Source organism: Nakamurella sp. GG22 (genome assembly GCF_052976845.2).
The window spans coordinates 15,739-34,239 of the sequence record NZ_JBRIIO020000020.1; the positions used below are offsets into that span (position 1 = coordinate 15,739).

Here is an 18,501-nt window from a genome sequence, read left to right on the forward strand (position 1 = left end):
CCCACCGGCGGAAGACCGCCGTCACCGCACCGTCCCTGATGCCCTCGGCCACCCCGCGTCCCAGCAGCATGGGGCCTCCATCAGGTCGTCGGATGACGCGGCGCGCCGGCACCTTTCCGGACAGCACTGTTCCGCACCGGGAGGTGCGCCGCAACGGCAGTCAGCCGATGCGCGCCGGCCCGGCCGGTAGCCGCACCGTCACCTGCAGACCGCCGCCGGCCAGCGGCACCGCGCCGACCGTCCCGTCGTGCGCGGCGACCACGGCCCTGACGATGGAGAGCCCCAGACCAGTGCCGCGGTGGCCGACCCGGGCGCGCTGCCCCTGCCGGAACGGCTCGAACAGCTCGGTCAGCGCTGCGGGCTCGATCACCGGGCCGCTCGAGGCGACCTCCAGTACTCCCGCGCCCCCGTCGGTCGCGGTGCGGATCCGGATCCAGCCGGCCCGGATGTTGTGCCGCACCGCGTTCTCGACCAGGTTGCCGATCAGCCGTTCGAGCAGCGCCGGGTCACCCTGCACCACGGCCGGGCCGCTCTGCACGGTCAGGGTCAGTTCCCGCTCGGTCAGTTCGGCATGCACGGCATCCAGCGCGGGCCCGATGAGGCCGGCCAGATTGACGGACTGGTGTACCGACACGCCGCGGGCCTGGGTCCGGGCGAGCACCAGCAGCGACGTCAGCAACCGGTTCGCCCGGTCCGTCGCCTCCAGCACCACCTCGCCCATCCGGCGCAGGTCCGCGGCGTCCGCGGCCGGGTCGGCCATGGTCACCTCGACCTCGGTCCGGATCACCGCCAGCGGCGTCCGCAGCTCGTGCGATGCGTTCGCCACGAACCGCCGTTCCGCGTCGAACGCCGCCTGCAGCCGGCCGAGCATGTCGTCGAAGGTGTCGGCGAGGTCGGCGACCTCGTCCCGCGGCCCGGTCAACCGGATCCGCTGGTCCAGCGAGGACTCCGACAGCGCGCGGGCGGTCCTGGTCAGGGTGGACAGCGGGCGCAGCGTGCGGCCGATCAGGATCCAGGACAGGGCCGCTCCGGCGAGCACCTGGAGCGGGAAGGCGATCAGCCCGACGATCAGCACGGTGCGCCGACCCTGGGCGGCGATCTCGGCGGCCGCCTGGGAGGCGTCCATCACCTGGTCACCGATCAGCACTGTCGTGCCGACCGGGAACTGCGGCAGCGCGGCCACCACCCGCCCGACGACCAGGTACGACAGCGCCAACAACAGGGCCCCGATCAGCGCCAGCAGTGCCGTGGACAGCAGGGTGAGCCGCAGCCGCAGGCCCTGCCGGATCGGCGGCCGGCCGGCCGCGGACCGGGGCGCGGGCGACGTGGTTGCCGGCAGCGCCGACGTCATGCAGTCGCGACCCGGTACCCGGCGCCGACCACGGTGTCGATGACCGCGGGCTCGCCGAGCTTGCGTCGCAGGGTCATCATCGTCACCCGCACCGTGGTGGTGAAGGGGTCCGCGTTCTCGTCCCACACCCGCTCGAGCAGCTCCTCGCTGGACACCACGGAGCCGCGGGCGGCCAGCAGCACCTCGAGGACGCCGAACTCCTTGCGGGTCAGGTCGACCGGCCGTCCCGCTCGGCTGACCGTGTGCCGGGCCGGGTCGAGTTCGACGTCACCCACCCGCAGCACCGGCGGCACCGCGGGGGTCGCCCGCCGGCCGAGGGCGCGCACCCTGGCGACCAGTTCGGGGAATGCGAACGGCTTGGACAGGTAGTCGTCGGCACCGAGCGAGAGCCCGTCCACCCGGTCGTCGACGCCGGCGGACGCGGTGAGCATGAGCACCCTGGTGAGGTCGCCGGCGGCGAGGATCTCGGCCAGCAGATCGTCGCCGTGCATCTCCGGCAGGTCGCGGTCGAGCACCACGACGTCGTACCGGGTGAACGTCGACTTGTGGTGGCCCTCCAGCCCGTCGTACGCGACGTCGACCGCCATCCCCTCGGCCCGCAGCCCACGGGCGATCGCGTCGGCGAGCCGCCGCGCGTCCTCCACCACCAGCACCCGCATCGCGGTCTCTCCGAACTCGCTCAGCCGGCCGCGCCGGGCTCCCGGTCGCCGGAGAGCCGGTCGGCGGGAGCGCTGGACTCGTGGCTGCTCCGGGCGATCTCCTCGGTGATGCCGCGGGCGACCGCCTGCGCCGTCAGGCCGAGGTCGCCGAGCAGTTCGGCCCGCGGACCGGGCTCCAGGAAGTCCTGCGGGATGGCCAGCACCCGCACCGGGACACCGGTACCGGCGAGCACGTCGGTCACCGCTGCACCGACGCCACCGGACCGTCCGCCGTCCTCGATGGTGACCACCAGCCGGTGCTGTGCGGCCAACGCGCTGATCTCCGGCGGCACCGGCAGCGCCCAGCGTGGATCGACGACCGTGACGCCGATGCCCTGCGCGGCGAGCCGATCGGCCGCCTCGACCGCGAGGCCGCCGAACGCGCCGACCCCGACCAGCAGCACATCGGTGTCCTGCCCGTCCTGCGGCTCGGCCAGGATGTCGACCCCGGCCGTGCCGTCGCGCAGGACGGCGTCCGGATCGAGCAGCTCCACACCGTCCGGCAGCAGCCGGAAACGCCGCAGCGCAGGCACTGTCGCCGGCACGGCGCCCTTGGGGAAGCGCACCACGGTCGGTCCGTCGGTGACGTCCAGCGCCTCCGACAGTTCCTCGGCCAGCGTCGCCGCATCCCGCGGTGCGGCCATCCGGAGGCCGGGGATCATCGCCGCGAGCGACATGTCCCACATGCCGTGGTGGCTGGGGCCGTCCTCGCCGGTGACCCCGGCCCGGTCGAGCACGACCGTGACGCCCAGCCGGTGCAGCGCGCAGTCCATCAGCAACTGGTCGAAAGCCCGGTTCAGGAAGGTTGCATACACCGCGACGACGGGGTGCATGCCGCCCATCGCGAGGCCGGCGGCCGACGTCATGGCGTGCTGCTCGGCGATGCCCACATCGAAGAAACGATCCGGGAAGGCGGTCGCGAACGGTGTCAGCCCGGTCGGCCCGCACATGGCGGCGGTGATCGCGACGACCTCCGGCCGCTCGGCGCCGGCGACCACCATCTCGCGCCCGAACACGTGCGTCCAGGTGTTGGTGGTCGCCGCGACCGGCTTGCCGGTGGTCGGGTTGAAGGCGGGCGGGGAGTGCATCTGTTCGGCGTCGTCGGATTCGGCCGGCGGGTAGCCCTCGCCCTTGCGGGTGACGCAGTGCACCAGCACCGGACCGCGGAAGTCACGGGCGGCGAGCAGGGCCAACCGCAGCGCCTCGACGTCGTGACCGTCGATCGGGCCCAGGTACTTCAGCCCCAGGTCGGCGAACATCGTCTGCGGCAGCAGCCAGTCCTTAACCGCCGACTTCGCGGCGTGCAGGGCGGAGTACAGCGGCCGGCCGACGACCGGAGCCCGCGGCAGGGTGTTCTTCACCCGGCCGAGCATCCGCTCGTACCCCGGGCGCAGCCGCATCGCGGCCAGCCGCTGGGCCATCCCGCCGGTGGTCGGCGCGTACGACCGCCCGTTGTCGTTCAGCACGATCACCAGTGGGCGGTGCTGGGCCCCGGCGATGTTGTTCAGCGCCTCCCAGGCCATCCCGCCGGTCAGCGCGCCGTCGCCGATGACGGCGACCACCGTGCGGTCGTCCTCGTGCCGCAGGGACAGCGCCTTCGCCAGGCCGTCCGCGTAGGACAGCGACGTCGAGGCGTGCGAGTTCTCGATCCAGTCGTGCTCGGACTCGGCCCGGCTGGGATACCCGGACAGGCCGTTGCGGGTCCGCAGCGCGTCGAACCGGTCGGCCCGGCCGGTGAGGATCTTGTGCACATAGGCCTGGTGGCCGGTGTCGAACAGGATCGGGTCCTTGGGCGAGTCGAAGACCATGTGCAGGGCCATCGTCAGCTCGACGACACCCAGATTCGGTCCCAGGTGCCCGCCGCGCTTGGAGGTTTGCGCCACCAGGAACCCCCGGATGGCGGCGGCGAGGGCGGTGCGCTGCTCGTCGGTCATCGCCCGCAACCGGGCAGGCGACAGCGATCTCAGATCGACCTGCGCGTCGGCGGCGACCGGCGACTGCGGGATCTGCCCTGTCGCGGGGCCCTGCTGTGTCACCGACGCCTCCCACTGCTGTCCTGTGCCGCGTACCGAACGGAGCGCGATCGCGGTCTGCCGAACGCGCGATCCGGGCTGCCGAGCGGCAGGCGGACCACGAGCCGACGGTGGCATCCCACCCGCCGACGTTACCGCCCCCCGGGGTCGACATGCCGTCGGCGCGACCACTGGACGCCCGATGAGCCGTCCGGGTTGAGCGCCGACGTAGCCTGCCTGCCATGCAGCCGTACGTGATCGGGCATCGCGGCGCGTCGGCCACCGTGCCGGAAAACACACTTCCCGCTTTCGTGACGGCATGGGAAGCGGGCGCCAGGTGGGTCGAGGCGGATACCCAACCGGCTGCCGACGACGTACCGGTGATCCTGCACGACCCCACTCTGGACCGGACGACGACCGGTTCCGGGCCGGTGCGTGGGCACACCGCGGCGCAGGTCGCGGAGCTCGACGTGGTCGGGCTCCCGGGCGGACGAGTGCCCACGCTGGCGGCATTGCTGGAGCTCGTCTCCGGCGACCGCGCAGTGCTGCTGGAGATCAAGGGCCGGCACACGGCGGCGCAACTGTCGGCGGTGCTCACAGCCGTCCGCGCGGCGGGCTGCGCCGACCGGGTCTTCCTGCAGTCGTTCGACATCGACGTCCTGCGCGAACTTGTCAAGCTCGCACCGGCCACGCCGTTCGGGCTGCTGGTCGAGCGGCTCGATGACGATCCGGTGGGCCGGTGCCGGGAACTGGGCGCGGTGGCCTACAACCCGCACTACAGCGCCGTCATCGATCGCCCCGAGGTGGTGCCGGAGCTCCACGCGGCCGGGATCTCGGTGGCCGTGTGGACCGCGGACGATCCGGACGACTGGGCCCGGCTGAGCGCCGCCGGGGTGGACGCCGTCATCACCAACACCCCGGCGGAATTCCTCCGGTGGCAGGCCGGGCTTACCGCTTACCCGCGGGTCGACTGACGTCCCAGCAGGGAAAACGGCCCGCTGACAGCCAGATCTCACTGCACAAACGGCACTCGACGGGTGGTCCCGGTGCAACGTCCAGCGGATCAGCGCACCGAGTGGTTGGCCTGCAGGAGCTGCGCCGGATCCCACCGGTCGGCGATCGCTTGGAGCCGGTCGAGGGTCTCCGGGGCGAAGAACTGCTCGGCCGCGCCCGGCAGCTCCCGGAAGTTCCCGTAATTCCTGCCGTTCGCCCACGGGGAGAGCGCTGACCGGAGTCCGGCGATTTCGCCGCGGAGCGCGACAGCGACGTCGGGGCCGGTCGGGATGCCAACGGCGAACAGCAGGTACCGGCCGGGCAGCGAGCCGATGGCGCCGTCGCTGGGCTCGGGCCTACCGGCTGCACCGCCGAGCGCGCGGAGGTCCACCGCCAGCAGCGAGGTGTCCGTGCCGGCACCGGCGAGCGCCAGCAGCGCGTCGACGGCGTCGCCGGACAGCTCGTCCAGGATCATCCCGTCACCAATGCCAGGGACCGGGTTCGGCGGGTCCATGTGCACCGATACGAGAGCAGCGGTTGGGATGTCGGCGAACGTGTCGACAACGGCGCCGAGGGCGCGCAGCGGCGCCAGCAGCTCCTCGGCGCGGGCGGCCGGCGCGTCGATCGCCCCGTTGATGACCACAAATGCCTTGCCGCGCAAGGGTTCCGGAACGTCGGGCAGCGGCGGGACGCGCAGCAGCCGGACCGCGGTGGTGGCCGCGTCCTCCACGGTTGCGCTCCACCGCGCGTGCGCGAGCAGCACCTCCCTGGCCCGCTCGAGCGGGAAGAACAGGTTGCCGGCATAGATCTGCGACAGCGCAAGGACGTCGAACTCGAGGGCGCAGACGATGCCCACGTTGGCACCGCCCCCGCGGACCGCCCAGAACAGGTCCGGCTCGGTGTCGGCGTCCACCCGGTGGAAGCCGCCGTCGGCGGTGACGAGTTCGACCGCGGTGACCTTCGAGATCGCCAGGCCGTGCTTGCGGCTGAGCCAGCTGTACCCGCCGCCCAGCGTGTAGCCGACGACGCCGACATCGGCGGACGATCCGGCGAGAGCGGTCAGTCCGTGCGGGGCGAGTGCGGCCGTCACCTCACCCCAGAGGACACCGGCACCGACCCGCACGCTGCGGGCGGCGACGTTCACGGTGACCTCGCGCATCAGGTCGGTCCGCAGCAGCACGGTGCCGGACAGGTCGCCGAGCGGCGCGGCGTTGTGACCGGTGCCCTGCGGGGCGACGCGCAGCCCGTTGGCCGCCGCGAACATGACGGTGGCCGCAACATCGGCGGCATCGGCGGCCTGGACGACCAGCGCCGGGCGTTGGTCGACCGCGAGATTCCAGGCCAGGCGTGCGATGTCGTAGTCGGCATCGCCGGGCGCGATCACCCGGCCGGTGAGGCCGGGGATCAAGATCCGGGCGTCGACCGATGCGTCCTTGATCGATGCGTCCTTGATCGAAGCGGGGAGGGTCGGTGCGTTCACTGCTGAGCTCCATTCGAGGGGTGTGCGACGAGCGGTCGCGGGTGGCCGACATCGCGGTCGGCGATGCCGGGTCGGTCGGGTGGGATGGCCGCCGAGGGGCGACGGCCAGGATCGGGAAGGCGGCGGGCGCATCGCACAACGCCGTCGGCGCAGGGCACGGCCCGGACGAACGTGCGCAGGGCGGATTCGGACCTGCGCGGAGCGCGGTGCGGCGCCGACAGCGGCGGCCGCGTGCTACTCGCGAGTGCCGGACGGGCGGTGCTGGCGGCAGGCGACCGTGTGGGCGCAGGTCATGGACTCGGCGGCGGCCAGCACGTCCAGGATCGGATCCAGCGCCACCGACTCGGGAATGTCCACCGTGAGCATCGGCGGGGTCAGCCCGCCTGCGGTGCTCGCGCCGAGCGCGACCAGTTGCTTCACGATGGGGGCGAGTTCCGCTTCCGATGCGGCCATCACGTGGACGGTGGAGTGCCCACCGCGGCTGACCACCGTACCGCCCACGTACCCGATGCCGTCGTGACGGACGTTCACGATGTCGCCGCGGCTGATGTTGGCGGCGAACCACGGCACGCCCCGGATCTCGGCGAGGTCATGGGAGATCAGCACAGCCTCGATCTGCTCTGCCGGGCACGGCGGCCACTCGTCGTCGTCGACCAGCGGGAACAGCACATCGACCACGGACCGATCGGTGCCGGTCGACACAGCTGCAGCCGGCGTGAAGGCTGCTGGCGCGGACGCTCCCCCGGTGGGCTCCGGCCCCTGGGTGGCGGATCGCGAATCGATGGACAGTGACATGTGAACTCCTCCGCCGGACAGGCGACAATGGCTGTGATGGCTTCCAAGAGTCGGGACAGCCTGTCACCGATACATCCGCGGTGCACCTTTTTTCACCAGTCGGTGCGTGGTCCTGTCACCCGATCGGCGACCGCCGGAGCCGGAGGGACCGGCCGGCAGCTACAGCCGGTCAGCGCACGTAGCTCGCGACGCACTCGATGTGGTGAGTCTGCGGGAACGCGTCGAACGCCCGCAGCGTGTCCAGCCGGTATCCGGCATCGGCGAGCGCGGCCGTATCCCTGGCCAGCGCGGCCGGGTCGCAGGCGACGTAGACGATGAGGGAGGGCTGACGCTCGGCCATCGCGGCGCAGAGCGCGGCGCCGGCCCCGGTCCGCGGGGGGTCCAGCACGATCACGTCGACGCCGTCGTCGAGGTCCGGCAGCACGTGCTCGACCTTGCCAACCCGGACGGTGGCCTGCGGGTGGGCAGCGAGATTGCCCGCCGCCAATTCGCTGGCCCGCTCGTCCGACTCGACGGAGACCACGGACCCGCCCGGCCCGATGGCACGGCACAGCACCTCGGCGAAGAGCCCGACACCGCCGTACAGGTCCCACCCGGTGCGGCCCTGCAGGTCGGCGTCCGCCAGCGCCTCGGCGACCGCCGCTGCCAGCACCTCGGCAGCATGCACGTGCGGCTGCCAGAAGCCGTCCGCGGCGACCGAGAACTCCCGGCCGATGGCCTGCTCCGGAACGACGGTGGAGGGCAACCCGATCCAGGTCGCGGTGGTGGCACCGCTGCCGTCCCGGCAGAGCGCCACCTCGGGCAGCGCGCCGCTCCCCCGGTTGGTGCCCCGTCCGCCGGCCGGGCGGTGGTCGGCGCCACGGGTGGTGCGCCGGCCGCGGGACGGCGGCCGGACGCCGGCCGGCACGTCAACGGCGCCTGCCATGGCGGTCAGTTCGGGCACGGCGATCAGGCACGGCGCCGTGCTGTTGACGCCTTCGACGCGGTGCGAGCGCACTCCGCGCGGCCCGATCCGGCCTTCCGGATCGAGCGCCCAGCGCACCCGGCTGCGCCAGCCGAACCCGTCGCCCGGCAGTGCCTCCACCTCGACCTGACGCTCGATGCCGGCGAGCCGGGAGAGCTGTTCGGCGATGACCGCGGCCTTGAGCTCCCGCTGCAGGGTGCCGTCCGCGTGCTGAAAATCGCAGCCACCGCAGCCACCGGGGTGGAAGTGCGGGCACGGCGCCTCGACCCGGCGCGGGTCGGCGCGCAGCACCTCGATCACCTCACCCCGGCAGAACGAACCCTTCTTCGCCTCGGTGATCCGGACGACCGCCCGTTCGCCGGGCAGCCCGAGCCGGACGAAGATCACCCGGCCGTCGTAGCGCGCGACGCAGTGGCCGCCGTGCGCGACGGGTCCGATGTCGACCTGGACGTCGACGCCGGGTGCGAGGTCGTCGGCGGAGAGGACGGTCATTCGTCGTCCACCCGGCCGCGACCGTCGGCGTCGTCCGGGAAGGCGCCCGGATCGAACGTCGAGCCCGGCATCGGGCCACGGACCGATGTGGTGCGGTTCGCCCGCTCCCTGATCCGTTCGTCCAGTGCCTCCGACGAGGACAGCTGCCACGGCACGGACGTGACCATCACGCCTGGCGTGAACAGCAGCCGGCCCTTGAGCCGCAACGCGGACTGGTTGTGCAGCAACTGTTCCCACCAGTGGCCGACCACGTACTCGGGGATGAACACCGTCACGATGTCCCGCGGCTGGTCCTTGCGGGTCCGCCGCACGTAGTCCAGCACCGGCTTGGTGATCTCCCGGAACGGGGAGTCGATCACCTTGAGGGCGACCGGGATTTGCCGGTCCTCCCACTCGCGCGCGAGGTCCGCGGTGTCCTCCGGGTCGACGTTGACCGTCACGGCCTCGAGGTAGTCCGGCCTGGTCGCCCTGGCGTAGGCCAGCGCCCGCATGGTCGGCAGGTGCAACTTGGACACCAGCACGATCGAGTGCACCCGGCTGGGCAGCACCATGTCGTCCTCGTCCGCGGCGATCTCGATGGAGACCCGCTCGTAGTGCTTCTTGATCGCCTTCATGGTGAAGAAGATGATCGCCATCGCGACGATGGCGATGTACGCGCCGGCCAGGAACTTGGTGATCAGCACGATCACCAGCACGACGGCGGTGAAGCAGAAGCCGACCGCGTTGATCGTCTGGCTGCGGCGCATCCGTCGCCGCGCGGTGGCGTCCTGCTCGGTCCGCAGCAACCGGTTCCAGTGCCGGATCATCCCGAGCTGGGAGAAGGTGAACGACACGAAGACGCCGACGATGTACAGCTGGATCAACGCGGTGACATCGGCCCGGAACGCGATGATCAGCACCAGGGCGATGGCGGCCAGGAAGACGATGCCGTTGGAGAACGCGAGCCGGTCGCCGCGGGTGTGCAGCTGCCGGGGCAGGAACCGGTCCTGAGCGAGAATCGAGCCGAGGACCGGGAAACCGTTGAACGCGGTGTTGCAGGCCAGCACCAGGATCAGGCCGGTGACGAAGGAGACGACGTAGAAGCCGACCGGGAAGCCGGAGAACACCGCTTCGGCGATCTGCGCGATCAGCGTCTTCTGGTAGTAGCCCTCCGGTGCACCGACCAGCTGGGCGGCGGGGTCGTCGGCGAACTGGACGCCGGTGTACAGGGTCAGCGCGACCAGCCCGAGCATCATCGACACCGAGAGCCCGGCCATCAGGGCCAGCGTGGTCGCGGCGTTCTTGGACTTCGGCTTCTTGAACGCGGGGACCCCGTTGGAGATCGCCTCGACACCGGTCAACGCCGCCGAACCGGACGAGAAGCCGCGCAGCAGCAGGAACACCAGCGCGAAGCCGGTCAGCGCCGACTCCGCCTGCATGTGGAAATCGGCACTCTCCGCGCGCACATCGGCGCCGATGATGAACTCGACCAGCCCGGTGAGGATCATCGCGAAGATCGAGAAGATGAAGGCGTACACCGGGATCGCGAACGCGGACCCTGACTCCCGGATACCGCGCAGGTTCAGCGCACAGACGATCACGATGATGCCGATCGAGAACCACACAGGATGGTCGCCGACGATCGGGATCGCCGAGCCGATGTTTGCCACCCCGGCGGCCGTCGAGACCGCCACCGTCAGGATGTAGTCGACGAGCAGAGCACTGGCGACCAGCAGCCCGTACGTCGGCCCCAGATTCTTCGTGACGACCTCGTAGTCACCGCCGCCACTGGGGTAGGCGTGCACGTTCTGCCGGTACGACAGGACCACGACGATCATCACCAGCGCGACGAGGCCCGCCAGCCACGGTGCGTAGGCATAGGCCGCGAGCCCCGCGACCGACAGGACGGCGAAGATCTCCTGTGGCGCATAGGCGACGCTGGACAGCGCGTCGGACGCGAACACCGGCAGCGCAATGCGCTTGGGCAGCAGCGTGTGCGCCAGCCGGTCGCTGCGAAAGGGCCGGCCGACCAGTACACGCTTGGCGGCCGTGGTCAGTTTGGACACGACGGGAGCCTACGGTCCGTAGATCACAATGAGCACAACGAGACGACATCACGCCGGGTGATCGGCGCCACCGGGACGATGCGCGGAATCAGGTTGTAGGTTTCATTCGTCGCCCGGCCGCACCGGCGCGGCGGCATCGGAGCGGTCCGGGCAGCAGGCCCACCATGGAAGGGTCATCCCCAGTGCACATCGTGATCATGGGTTGCGGACGTGTCGGGTCGTCCCTGGCGCGGCAACTCGGCCGGGCCGGTCACTCGATCGCCGTGATCGACCGTGATCCGTCGTCCTTCCGGCGGCTCGGCTCCGAGTTCCACGGACAGCAGGTCACCGGCATGGGATTCGACCGGGACGTGCTGCTGGCGGCCAGGATCCAGGAGGCGCACGCCTTCGCCGCGGTCTCCTCCGGCGACAACTCGAACATCATCGCCGCCAGGGTGGCCCGCGAGCAGTTCAACGTGGAAACCGTGGTGGCCCGGATCTACGACGCGAAACGCGCGCAGGTCTACGAGCGGCTCGGGATCCCCACCGTCGCCACCGTGCCCTGGACGACCGACCGGCTGATGCGGGCGATCATCCCCGAGGGGTTGATCAGCGAGTGGCGCGACCCGTCCGGGACCGTGACGATCGTGAACCTGCCCTACCACCGGCACTGGATCGGCCGCCCGCTGTCCGAGTTGGAGGCCGGCGCCGGCATCCACACCGCGTTCGTCGTCCGGTTCGGCCGCGGTCTGCTGCCCGGCATCGAAACCGTTGTGCAGGAAGGTGACCTGATCTACGCCTCGGTGCTCTCCAAGGACATCCACGACGTCGCCGACAAGGCAGCCATCTCCCCGGTGGACGGTCTCTGATGCGCATCGCCATCGCGGGGGCCGGATCCGTCGGTCGTTCGATCGCCGGTGGGGTATCCGGCGACGCCCAGAGTGAGGACCACTGATGCGGATCGCGATTGCGGGAGCCGGGTCGGTGGGTCGTTCGATCGCCGGTGAGCTCGTAGAAAATGGCCACCATGTGATGCTGATCGACCGCGACCCCGAGGCCATCAAGCCGGGGCGGATCGAGGCGGCGGAGTGGGTGCTCGCCGACGCCTGCGAGGTCGCGCTGCTCGAGGACGCGGGCCTGCAGACCTGCGACGTGGTCATCGCCTGCACCGGCGACGACAAGGTCAACCTCGTGGTGGCGCTGCTGGCCAAAACCGAGTTCGCGGTCGGCCGGGTGGTCGGCCGGGTCAACGACCCCCGCAACGAGTGGCTGTTCACCGACGCCTGGGGCGTCGACGTCGCCGTGTCCACGCCGCGCATCCTGGCGGCGCTGGTCGAGGAGGCCGTGACGGTCGGCGACCTGGTGAGGCTGTTCACCCTCCGGCAGGGCCAGGTCAACCTGGTGGAGGTGACACTGCCGCCCACGACCAGCATCGCCGGTCGGCCGGTGCGCGACCTGGTGCTGCCGCGCGACTCCGCGCTGGTCACCATCCTGCGCGGCGGCCGGGTCATCGTGCCGCAGCCGGACGAGCCGCTGGAGCCGGGTGACGAGCTGCTGTTCGTCGCCTCCACCGAGGTGGAGAACGAGGTCCGCGAAGCGCTGCGCTGACGTCGGCCGGACGACAGGTTCCGGTCAGCGCCGCCGGGTCAGCTTGTCGGGCAACGGGATCGCACGGGCACCGGCGACGATCCACACCGAGATCGCGATCGCCACGATGAACAGCGGGTATCCCATCAGCAGCCGGACGGCTGCCAGCCAACCCACCTGGTCGCTGTCGTACAGGTAGTTCTGCACCAGGTAGCGCGCCGCGAAGACGACCACCCAGACCAGCGTCGCCCAGTCGTAGCGGCGGACCAGTCGGCGGTCGGACCGCCATGCGGTGCCACGCCCGTTGATGCCTTCCCAGATCAGCCCGATCAGCGGCCACCGGACCACCATCGACAGCAGCAGTGCGCCGCCGTAGAGCAGGTAGCTCCAGATGCCGAGCAGGAAGTACCCCTTGGCGGAGTCGGTCCGGTAGGCGATGTAGGCGGCGATGCCGACGCCGAAGACACCGGCGATGGCCTGCGTCACGGGCCGCCGGCGCGCGATGCGCAGCCCGGCAATGAGGACGGCCGCGGCGAGGGCGGCTCCGATGCCCCAGCCGAGCCCGCCGATGGCGTTGCCGATGATGAACACGACGACGGGCAGGCCGGAATCGACCATTCCCATCGGGCCGCCCATCTGCTCCCAGATGGTCGGCGGGGCCTTGGCGGTGTCGGCCTTGGCGGTGTCGGACTGCGGGTCGTCGACCAGCCGGTCGTCGGCCCGTGGGTCGCCGGTCAGCCGGTCGTCGGCCGGACGGCCGTCGGGGTCCGGGGGGGATCCCGGTACGGAATCGCCCTGGCTGATCTCCGCCGCTGCGCGGTCGGCGAGGTCATCAGGAAGGAAACGTGCGATGCCTGAGTCCCGACCCGGGCCCGGCGGCATGGCCGCACCATCGGTCGTCGCCCCGGTCGGGTAGGTGCTCGTGAGATCAGGGGTGTCGCCGGCGGAACCGGGTCGGCGCTCCGGGGTCACGCGTGCGCCGGCAGCAGATCGTAATCGGGGTTGTAGATCACCTTCTGGCCGTCCCGCACGGCCACCCGGCCGCGGACCTTGACGGTCCGTCCGGGCTCGATGCCGGGGATGGAACGGCGGCCGAGCCAGATCAGCTGGACGCCCTCGGTGCCGTCGTACAGCTCCGCCACCAGCGTGGCGAGCGAGTCGGTGGGCCGGAGATCGACGTAGCGCAGTCGACCCTGCAGGGTGACCTTGTCGCCCTGACAGCAGATCTTCGCGCGAACCGCGCCGGCGGAGTCGACTTCGCCGCTCAACCGGTCGGCGTCCATCTCGTCGTCGTCCTTGGCGAGCCGCTTCAACCAGCCAGCTACTTTGCTACTCATGGCTCCTGCTTCCACCACTGGGCCTGCGTCGGTGATCACGGTGTCGTTGATCACCGGGTGACAGTGACGCCGAGGCCTTGCAGGGCGTCAGGTGTTCCCTGTTGAGGGTAGCCCCGCGTGAAGACCCAATGCGGCGGCGATATCGGGCGGCCGGTAGTCGGGGCCCTTGAGGATTTTTCCGTCACTGCGCCGAACGGGGCGGCCATCAGCACCGAGTTTGGTCATGTTCGATGCGTGCACCTCGTCGAGGATCGCGTCGAGGTCGATTCCGTACACGTGGGCTGTGCCATAAGCCACATAAACGATGTCGGCCAGCGCGTCGGCGACTCCGACAAGATCGTCGAGGTCGGCGGCCGCGACCAGTTCCGAGACCTCTTCCTGAATCAAGGACAGGCGCAGCGCGACCTGATCCCGGCCGACGTCGCTCGTCGGGACGTCACGCACGGGCAACCCGTACGCACGGTGGAACTCCCCGACCTGGCGGCCGGCGCGGCTGCGCGCCGACCGGCCGTCCAGGTCGGTTCCGATCGACTCGGTGGTCGATTCGGGGGTCGGATCGGGCGTCGGCTCAGGCACAGTCGACGCAGACCAGCCGTCCGCCGTTGTCCGAGGACAACCGACTGCGGTGCTGGACCAGGAAACACACCGAGCAGGTGAACTCGTCCGCCTGCTTGGGGATCACCTTGACCGTCAGTTCCTCGCCCGACAGGTCGGCACCGGGCAGCTCGAAGCTCTCCGCGGTGTCGCCCTCGTCGATGTCGACGACGGCCGACTGCGCCTCGTTGCGGCGTGCCTTCAATTCCTCGAGAGAATCCTCCGACGGTTCGTCGGACTCATTACGGCGGGGTGCGTCGTAATCGGTAGCCATCTGTTTTCCTCACTTCGAGCTCGCACTCGTCATCGTCTGCATCGTCTGACGGCACCAACAGCGTTTTCCGGCTGGTGACGGGATACTGCTCGTTTCCGGGACGGTGCTCCGGGGGTAACGCCGTCGACCCCGGTTTTGTGCCCGTGGCGCTCTCGATCACACCTTGCGCACGTCCCGGTGGTCGGGGACACTGCCCGCGCAGGCGACGCCTCCCCCGGTTCGGTCCCGCACCGGCGCCGTCACGAGTTCAGCGCGCGCAGAGTAGCCGATGCGTCGACGGGGGCGTCACCGGGGTGGACATCGCCCGCCGGCCTGAAGGATCCGCCGCTCCGAAGCCTTGTTCGTCGGTGCCGGAGCACCGCGGAGTGAGCCGCACCACCGCTCCGTGCGGGGTCGGCGGCCGATCGGCGGACGACGACTCGGCGTGCCTTTACCCTGGTCGCATGTCGCGGCAGCCATGATGGCCGCGGGTCGCACCGTGCGCGCGTTGGGCGAACGGTTCCCGGCCGCTGCCCAGCACATGACTTCGCAGATCGACGCGCGTCGCGATCCTGCCCTGTCCCGCATACAGGAGGTTTCCCAGCGGTGAGTCCCGACTCCGCCACAGATCGCTATCGACGGCGTCGGTACTGGCCCGCCCTGACGGTGATCGCGGTGTTGCTGGTCGGCGCCGTCGTCGTCTGGTTCCCGAGTCTGCGGCCGAACCCCGAGAACAGCAGCGCGTGCAACGCGCCCGGGCCCGCGCCGGCGACCACCGCCCCGACCACCCGCAGTCAGGCGCCGGCGTCGGGCTCGGCCGCCTCATCGAAGAAGCCTGCCGCCTCCAGCGCCGCGGCCAGCACGACGGCGCAGGTGAAGACGTCATTGGGGGCCTACGCCGATCACGAGAGCCTGGCCGCCGTCCGTCCGGCGAACCCGGCCACCGTGTTGCTGCGGGTCTACAACGCCAGCTCCGTTCGCGGCCAGGCCAAGGCGGTCACCGACGAACTGCGATCGGCGGGCTTCGAATCCATCCTGGACAGCAGCAACGATCCCCTGTATCCCGCGTCCGATCTGCGCTGCGTGGCCCAGGTCCGGTTCGGGGCTGCGGGCGCCGCAGCGGCCAGAACGGTGCTGCTGGTGGCGCCCTGCGCGCAATTGGTGGTCGATTCCAGGGTGGACGACTCGGTCGACCTGGCGCTGGGTGGTCGGTACCTCTACGACCCGGTGTCCAAGGAGGTCCGGGACCAGCTGAAGTCGATCTCGGACGCCGCCACGCCGCCCGCCGTCATCGAGGGACAGACGGCGTCGGCCAAGCCGCTGCCGCCCATCCCGCCGCTCCCGCAGGCCGCCTGCGCCGCCTGAAACGGACGTTTCCGGCCATCGGGGGACACTCCCCGGGACCACTGTGCCGACCGCCGTCATCGTCAGTACGATTCGCGCACCCACCGTCACCTCATCCTCGGGGCGGGAAGCACAGACGTGAGGAGCTCGGCGTGACATCCCAGCCAGAAACGGCCTTCGGTATCGACATCGGCGGTACCGGCATCAAAGGTGGCGTCGTCGATCTCCGCGGCGGCGTGTTGCTCGGCGACCGGTTCCGGCTGGACACCCCGCGACCGTCCACCCCGGAAGCCGTTGCTGCGACGGCCGGCAAGGTGTCGGCGAACTTTGACTATCAGGGACCGTTCGGGGTCGCCTTCCCGGGTGTCGTGCTCGGCGGTGTCGTGAAGACCGCGGCCAACGTCGACAAGGGCTGGATCGACACCTCGCTCAAGCATGCGATGGAACCGGAGTTGCCCGGCCCGGTCACGGTTCTCAACGACGCCGATGCGGCCGGTCTGGCCGAGGCGCGGTACGGCGCGGGCCGGGGACGCCGCGGCCTGGTCATCGTCGTCACCTTCGGCACCGGCATCGGCATCGCCCTGATCAACGACGGAAAGCTCGTGCCGAACGCCGAACTCGGCCATATCGAGCTGGACGGGCACGACGCGGAGAGCAAGGCGGCGGCGTCCGCCCGGGAGCGTGACGGGCTCAGCTGGGAGCAGTGGGCCAAGCGGGCGTCGAAGTACCTCCGCGCGGTCGAGAATCTGCTCTGGCCGGAGCTGTTCATCCTCGGCGGCGGCATCTCCAAGAAGCCGGAGAAGTGGGTGCCGCTGCTGAAGAACCGGACACCGCTGGTGGTCGCCCAGTTGATCAACAACGCCGGCATCGTCGGTGCCGCCCTGGCCGCCTCCGAAGCCGAACAGGACGCCGCCGGCGAGACGCCGGCAGAGACGACGCAGGCGCTGGTCCTGGACTGAACGCACCGGAACAGCGGGCGGCCGGGCAGGGACAATCACGCCCGCGGTGTCCGGCCGCGCCTGTTCGGTCGTGGTGAGCGACGCTCGACGTTACAATGGGAGAGTCGCTTTCCGGCAGGACCACGGTTCTCGAGTTCGGATCCATCGCGTGGGACAGCCACGGCTGTCCTTTGGCGCGTACGGGTACGGACTGCCAGTCCAGGCGGCTCGTTGAAGCGAAAGGTCATCAGTGGCAGGCGCAGCAACCTCCCCCAGCTCGACACGTACCCGACGGGCGAAGCCCGCCGCAGGTCCGCTGACCGGTCCGAGCAGCACCCCTCCCGACGTCGAAGCCGGTGACGACCTCGTCGTCCCCGAGGACGAGTTGGCCGTCCCGGTCGAGGACATCGACCTGATCGAGGTCGAATCCGTCGAGGCGGTCGCGGCACCTGACGGCACCGTCGAGGTCAACGTCGCCGACATCATCGTCGTCGGCGCGATCGAGCCCGGCGCGGTCGAGGACGAGGAAGAAGAGGACGAGGAGAACACCGCGGTCACCGCGGCGATCCCCGGCGCCGCCAAGGAAGAGAAGCCGGCGGCCGAGTCCGAGGACTTCACCTGGGACGACGAGGAAGAGTCCGAGGCCCTCAAGCAGGCCCGCAAGGACGCCGAGCTCACCGCCTCCGCCGACTCCGTCCGCGCGTACCTCAAGCAGATCGGCAAGGTCGCGCTGCTCAACGCCGAGGAAGAGGTGGACCTCGCGAAGCGCATCGAGGCCGGCCTGTACTCTTCCGAGCGGATGCGGCAGAGCGAAGAGGCCGGCGAACGGCTCACCAACCAGATGCGCCGTGACCTCCGCTGGATCAAGCGGGACGGCGAGCGGGCGAAGAACCACCTGCTCGAGGCGAACCTGCGCCTCGTGGTGTCGCTGGCCAAGCGGTACACCGGCCGCGGCATGGCGTTCCTCGACCTGATCCAGGAGGGCAACCTCGGCCTGATCCGGGCGGTCGAGAAGTTCGACTACACCAAGGGTTACAAGTTCTCCACCTACGCGACGTGGTGGATCCGGCAGGCGATCACCAGGGCGATGGCTGACCAGGCCAGGACCATCCGCATCCCGGTGCACATGGTCGAGGTCATCAACAAACTCGGCCGCATCCAGCGCGAACTGCTGCAGGACCTCGGCCGCGAGCCGACGCCCGAAGAGCTCGCCAAGGAAATGGACATCACCCCGGACAAGGTGCTGGAGATCCAGCAGTACGCCAGGGAGCCGATCTCGCTCGATCAGACGATCGGTGACGAGGGCGACTCGCAGCTCGGCGACTTCATCGAGGACAGCGAGGCCGTCGTCGCGGTCGACGCGGTGTCGTTCACCCTGCTCCAGGACCAGCTGCAGGCCGTTCTGCAGACGCTGTCGGAGCGGGAGGCGGGTGTCGTCCGGCTGCGCTTCGGGCTCACCGACGGGCAGCCGCGCACGCTCGACGAGATCGGCCAGGTCTACGGGGTGACCCGTGAGCGGATCCGGCAGATCGAGTCCAAGACGATGTCCAAGCTGCGGCACCCGTCGCGGTCCCAGGTGCTCCGGGACTACCTGGAGTAGAGATTCTTCGGGGACGGCGGACCCGCCGTCCACATCGTG

General features: G+C 70.5%; 17 protein-coding genes. 6 read left to right on the plus strand and 11 right to left on the minus strand.

Annotated elements, in window-relative coordinates; translation table 11 throughout:
- Positions 1-160: 160 nt before the first annotated feature.
- Genes ACVBEQ_RS18885 through dxs form a run of 3 tightly spaced genes read right to left on the minus strand, consistent with a single transcriptional unit; the run spans position 161 to position 4,055 of the window.
- Positions 161-1,351: a HAMP domain-containing sensor histidine kinase gene (locus ACVBEQ_RS18885; protein WP_447154846.1), complete on the minus strand. Its 1,191-nt coding sequence runs from the start codon at positions 1,349-1,351 to the stop codon at positions 161-163.
- The gene (locus ACVBEQ_RS18890) at positions 1,348-2,010 is read right to left on the minus strand and encodes a response regulator transcription factor (protein ID WP_447154847.1); all 663 of its coding nucleotides are present in this window, start codon (positions 2,008-2,010) and stop codon (positions 1,348-1,350) included. The genes ACVBEQ_RS18885 and ACVBEQ_RS18890 overlap by 4 nt, the downstream gene beginning before the upstream one ends.
- Positions 2,011-2,030: 20 nt before the next feature.
- Complete coding sequence (dxs, locus tag ACVBEQ_RS18895) at positions 2,031-4,055, minus strand: 1-deoxy-D-xylulose-5-phosphate synthase (protein ID WP_447154931.1); 2,025 nt, start codon at positions 4,053-4,055, stop codon at positions 2,031-2,033.
- Between the two features lie 248 nt (positions 4,056-4,303).
- Between dxs and ACVBEQ_RS18900 the strand changes: the two genes are divergently transcribed.
- Positions 4,304-5,035, plus strand: coding sequence for a glycerophosphodiester phosphodiesterase (locus ACVBEQ_RS18900; RefSeq protein ID WP_447154848.1), 732 nt, complete (start codon positions 4,304-4,306; stop codon positions 5,033-5,035).
- Between the two features lie 89 nt (positions 5,036-5,124).
- On the opposite strand, the gene ACVBEQ_RS18905 is transcribed toward ACVBEQ_RS18900, so the two are convergent.
- The 4 genes from ACVBEQ_RS18905 to ACVBEQ_RS18920 form a co-directional block, all read right to left on the minus strand.
- Complete coding sequence (locus ACVBEQ_RS18905; RefSeq protein ID WP_447154849.1) at positions 5,125-6,534, minus strand: FAD-binding oxidoreductase; 1,410 nt, start codon at positions 6,532-6,534, stop codon at positions 5,125-5,127.
- 234 nt (positions 6,535-6,768) lie between these two features.
- Positions 6,769-7,329: a DUF4265 domain-containing protein gene (locus ACVBEQ_RS18910; protein ID WP_447154850.1), complete on the minus strand. Its 561-nt coding sequence runs from the start codon at positions 7,327-7,329 to the stop codon at positions 6,769-6,771.
- Between the two features lie 169 nt (positions 7,330-7,498).
- Positions 7,499-8,785 carry a class I SAM-dependent RNA methyltransferase gene (locus tag ACVBEQ_RS18915; RefSeq protein ID WP_447154851.1) on the minus strand — a complete coding sequence of 429 codons (1,287 nt, stop codon included), beginning with the start codon at positions 8,783-8,785 and terminating at the stop codon, positions 7,499-7,501.
- Positions 8,782-10,830 carry an APC family permease gene (locus ACVBEQ_RS18920; protein WP_447154852.1) on the minus strand — a complete coding sequence of 683 codons (2,049 nt, stop codon included), beginning with the start codon at positions 10,828-10,830 and terminating at the stop codon, positions 8,782-8,784. Before ACVBEQ_RS18920 ends, ACVBEQ_RS18915 begins: the two co-directional genes overlap by 4 nt.
- Positions 10,831-11,012: 182 nt before the next feature.
- Here ACVBEQ_RS18920 and ACVBEQ_RS18925 point away from each other — a divergent pair, with 182 nt between their 5' ends.
- Positions 11,013-11,678 (plus strand): potassium channel family protein, encoded by a 666-nt coding sequence (locus ACVBEQ_RS18925; RefSeq protein ID WP_447154853.1) that lies wholly within the window; start codon positions 11,013-11,015, stop codon positions 11,676-11,678.
- An 85-nt stretch (positions 11,679-11,763) separates the two neighbouring features.
- Positions 11,764-12,417, plus strand: a complete 654-nt coding sequence (locus tag ACVBEQ_RS18930; RefSeq protein ID WP_447154854.1) for a potassium channel family protein — start codon at positions 11,764-11,766, stop codon at positions 12,415-12,417.
- 24 nt (positions 12,418-12,441) lie between these two features.
- Here ACVBEQ_RS18930 and ACVBEQ_RS18935 read toward each other — a convergent pair whose 3' ends face one another.
- From ACVBEQ_RS18935 to ACVBEQ_RS18950, 4 genes are all read right to left on the minus strand, one after another.
- On the minus strand, positions 12,442-13,368 hold the full coding sequence (locus tag ACVBEQ_RS18935; protein ID WP_447154855.1) for a DUF3159 domain-containing protein: 927 nt from the start codon (positions 13,366-13,368) through the stop codon (positions 12,442-12,444).
- Positions 13,365-13,733 (minus strand): OB-fold nucleic acid binding domain-containing protein, encoded by a 369-nt coding sequence (locus tag ACVBEQ_RS18940; protein ID WP_447154856.1) that lies wholly within the window; start codon positions 13,731-13,733, stop codon positions 13,365-13,367. Before ACVBEQ_RS18940 ends, ACVBEQ_RS18935 begins: the two co-directional genes overlap by 4 nt.
- Before the next feature lie 87 nt (positions 13,734-13,820).
- Positions 13,821-14,309 (minus strand): pyrophosphohydrolase domain-containing protein, encoded by a 489-nt coding sequence (locus ACVBEQ_RS18945; protein WP_447154857.1) that lies wholly within the window; start codon positions 14,307-14,309, stop codon positions 13,821-13,823.
- Entirely contained in the window at positions 14,302-14,601 is a 300-nt protein-coding gene (locus tag ACVBEQ_RS18950; RefSeq protein WP_447154858.1) for a DUF4193 domain-containing protein, read from the minus strand. Before ACVBEQ_RS18950 ends, ACVBEQ_RS18945 begins: the two co-directional genes overlap by 8 nt.
- Positions 14,602-15,186: 585 nt before the next feature.
- On the opposite strand from ACVBEQ_RS18950, the gene cei reads away from it, so the two are divergent.
- The 3 genes from cei (at position 15,187) to ACVBEQ_RS18965 (ending at position 18,462) form a co-directional block, all read left to right on the plus strand.
- Positions 15,187-15,945, plus strand: coding sequence for an envelope integrity protein Cei (gene cei, locus ACVBEQ_RS18955; RefSeq protein WP_447154859.1), 759 nt, complete (start codon positions 15,187-15,189; stop codon positions 15,943-15,945).
- A gap of 131 nt (positions 15,946-16,076) precedes the next feature.
- The gene (gene ppgK, locus ACVBEQ_RS18960; RefSeq protein ID WP_447154860.1) at positions 16,077-16,883 is read left to right on the plus strand and encodes a polyphosphate--glucose phosphotransferase; all 807 of its coding nucleotides are present in this window, start codon (positions 16,077-16,079) and stop codon (positions 16,881-16,883) included.
- Positions 16,884-17,112: 229 nt separating this feature from the next.
- Positions 17,113-18,462 (plus strand): RNA polymerase sigma factor, encoded by a 1,350-nt coding sequence (locus ACVBEQ_RS18965; protein WP_447154861.1) that lies wholly within the window; start codon positions 17,113-17,115, stop codon positions 18,460-18,462.
- The last annotated feature ends 39 nt before the right edge of the window (positions 18,463-18,501 follow it).